The sequence below is a fragment of the Variovorax sp. P4_D9 genome, from assembly GCF_056401695.1.
The window spans coordinates 1-2,567 of record NZ_JBFUIU010001061.1 but is presented as its reverse complement, the minus strand read 5'-3'; the positions used below and the strand labels follow the sequence as shown (position 1 = coordinate 2,567).

General features: G+C 68.9%; 3 protein-coding genes. 2 read left to right on the top strand and 1 reads right to left on the bottom strand.

The features are described 5' to 3' along the window. Positions 1 to 627 (top strand): glycosyltransferase family protein (locus tag AC1DY5_RS50870; protein ID WP_478121891.1); only part of this gene is annotated, 627 nt, incomplete at its 5' end. A 3-nt stretch (positions 628 to 630) separates the two neighbouring features. Here the strand turns inward: AC1DY5_RS50870 and AC1DY5_RS50865 are convergent. Beyond that, positions 631 to 2,148 carry a Ppx/GppA phosphatase family protein gene (locus tag AC1DY5_RS50865; protein WP_478121890.1) on the bottom strand — a complete coding sequence of 506 codons (1,518 nt, stop codon included), beginning with the start codon at positions 2,146 to 2,148 and terminating at the stop codon, positions 631 to 633. A gap of 210 nt (positions 2,149 to 2,358) precedes the next feature. Here AC1DY5_RS50865 and AC1DY5_RS50860 point away from each other — a divergent pair. Continuing rightward, a partial coding sequence (locus AC1DY5_RS50860) for a substrate-binding domain-containing protein (RefSeq protein WP_478121889.1) occupies positions 2,359 to 2,567 on the top strand: 209 nt, incomplete at its 3' end.

Below are 2,567 nucleotides of genomic sequence, written 5' to 3'. Positions count from 1 at the left end.
GATCAAGGCCGGGTCCTGTGCTTCAGCGATCACTGGATCATCGACGGCAAGGGGAACATCGACGTCGCGGAGACCGACCTGAACAGCGCCCGCTACGGCAGGGCGGCGCTGCCCGCCGGCGACGTTGCGGACTTCGCCGAGCTGGTGCTGGTCAAGAACGGCGTTCCGCTCGCCATGGGCTCGGTGTTCCGCGCCGATGCCTTCGACTGGGGCCGGGTGGTCAGGGAGGTCAGCGGTGCCTATGACTTCTGGATCTCCTGCCTGCTGGCGGCCTCGGGGGGTCGCGCCCACTACGTCCCGGCGCGGCTGACGCGCTACCGTGTTCACGGGGCGATGGAGACCGTCCGCAAGGCCGCGGACAAGAACGAGAACCAGGTCTACATCACCCAGGCGCTGCTCGCGGAACCGGCTTTCTCAAGCTACCGCGTGCTGCTGACCCAACGGCATGCCGGCGCGCTGTATCAGGTTGGCAAGGACCGGCTGGCCTTCGGCCGCCAGCGTGAAGCCAGGGACTTCCTGTCGCGCTCGCTGGCTGCGGCATTCGACAAGAAGGCCTTGGCCTGCCTCTGGTTGACCTACTTGCCGGCGCCCCTGCGCGCGGCGGTTTTCGCCCGCGCGCAGGGCTGAGGTTCAGAAGCCGATCAGTTCGACCCGCCACGGGGTCTTCTGCCAGGCCACCACTTCCTCGCGCAACAGGTGCGCGGACTGCGGGAAAAGGGCCGACCAGTCGGGGCGACAGCCGATGATGAAGCGCCGTGCATCGGGGCGCTCGAGCGTGAAGCCCTGCAGGTCCGGGTCGCGGCGCGCGTGACAGAGGATCACGGCCAGCCGCAGGGTGACCAGTTGCTGGACGAAAGCCTCGTCGTCCAGGGCGCTCTCCAGTTTGCGCAGCTTGCCGCGATGTCCCAGCACCAGTTGGCTCAGTGCGTGCATCTCGTTGACCGCGAAGCCCGGTGCATCGGCGTTGTCCAGGATGTAGGCGCCGTGCTTGTGGTATTCGCTATGGGAGATCTGGGCCCCGATCTCGTGCAGCTGCGCGGCCCAGCCGAGCTTGCGCAACGCCCGGCCGGCACGGCTGGTGGTGCTGCCGCCGCGCGCCGCCGGATTCAGCTGCACGTAGAGCAGGGCCGCGGTCTCGCCGACCCGCTTGACCTGGGCGGCATCGACCGGGAAGCGGGCTGCGAGCCGGGCCACGGTGGCCGTGCGCAGGTCGGCGACCGTGGCGTCGCGCTCCAGCAATTCGTACAGCACGCCGTGGCGCAGCGCGCCCTGGGCGACCCGCATCTCCTCGATCTCGAGCAGGTCGAACACCGCCCGCAGCACGCTGACGCCGCCGCCGATCACCGCCTTGCGGTCTTCCCGCATGCCCTCGATGCGCAGCCGATCGGCGCTGCCGGCCCGCAGCAGGCGGTCGACCAGCCAGTCGAGACCATCGCGCGTGATCAGGCCGGGCTCGTTGCCGGCCGCGGCCAGCACGTCGCCGACGGCGCCGATGGTGCCCGAGGCGCCGTACACCACGTCCCAGCGATCGGGCACGTAGGTACCCAGGGCATCGTCGAGCACCGCCTTGGCCGCGACCTCGGCGGCCTGGAAAGCCGAACGCGTGAACAGGCCCTGCGGGAAGTGCTTCATCGACCAGGCGACGCTGCCGACGCGGTAGGACTCCATGGCCTCGGCCTCGTGTGCGCGGCCGATGATCATCTCGGTCGAGCGGCCGCCGATGTCGACCACCAGCCGCCGCTCGCGATTCGACGCATCCGTGTGGGGCAGGGTATGGGCCACGCCCTGGTAGATCAGCCGGGCCTCTTCGCGGCCCGTGATGACGTCGATGCCGAATCCCAGCACGGTGCGCGCGCGCAACAGGAACTCGTCGCGGTTGCGTGCTTCGCGCAGGGTCTGGGTGGCCACGGCCCGGACCTGGGAGCGGTCGAAGCCCGCCAGCCGCTCGCCGAAGCGGGCCAGCGCGTCCCAGCCGCGCTGCATCGCCTCCGCCGTCAGGTTGCGGGCGCCGTCGAGGCCGTTGCCCTGGCGGACGGTTTCCTTGAGGTATTCGGTGCGATGGATCTGGCCATGGTCGACCTGGCCGATCTCGAGGCGGTAGCTGTTCGAGCCGAGATCGACCGCGGCGAGGCGGGTTCCGTTTTTCATAGAGGGATCGGGGTGTCGGGGCCTGATCGTAGCCGGGCAGGGAGGCAAGGCTAGGCGGAGCGTGTGACGAATATGTGACAGCGACACGCAAGCAGCCGCCGCAGCGGGCGATTTTCCCTCTGTACGAGGGTGTCACGCCCCTGTCACACAAGCTTTCTAGAGTCGCTGCCAAGCCCCCGAGGGGGCCTTCTCGCAGTTCAAAGGAAGCACATGAAAACGATGTTCAAATTCGCCGCCGGCCTGATCGCCGCGGCCTTCGCCCAGGTTCCGGCACTGGCCCAGGAAGCCGCCACCGGCGCCGGCGCCAGCTTCCCGGCGCCGCTGTACTCGAAATGGGCCGCCGATTTCAACAAGGCCACCGGCGCCAAGATCAACTACCAGTCGGTCGGCTCGGGCGCCGGCATCAAGCAGATCGATGC

Bases quoted from the DNA above. Each gene is read 5' to 3' on its own strand.
- AC1DY5_RS50865 (WP_478121890.1), bottom strand. From the start codon at position 2,148: ATGAAAAACGGAACCCGCCTCGCCGCGGTCGATCTCGGCTCGAACAGC.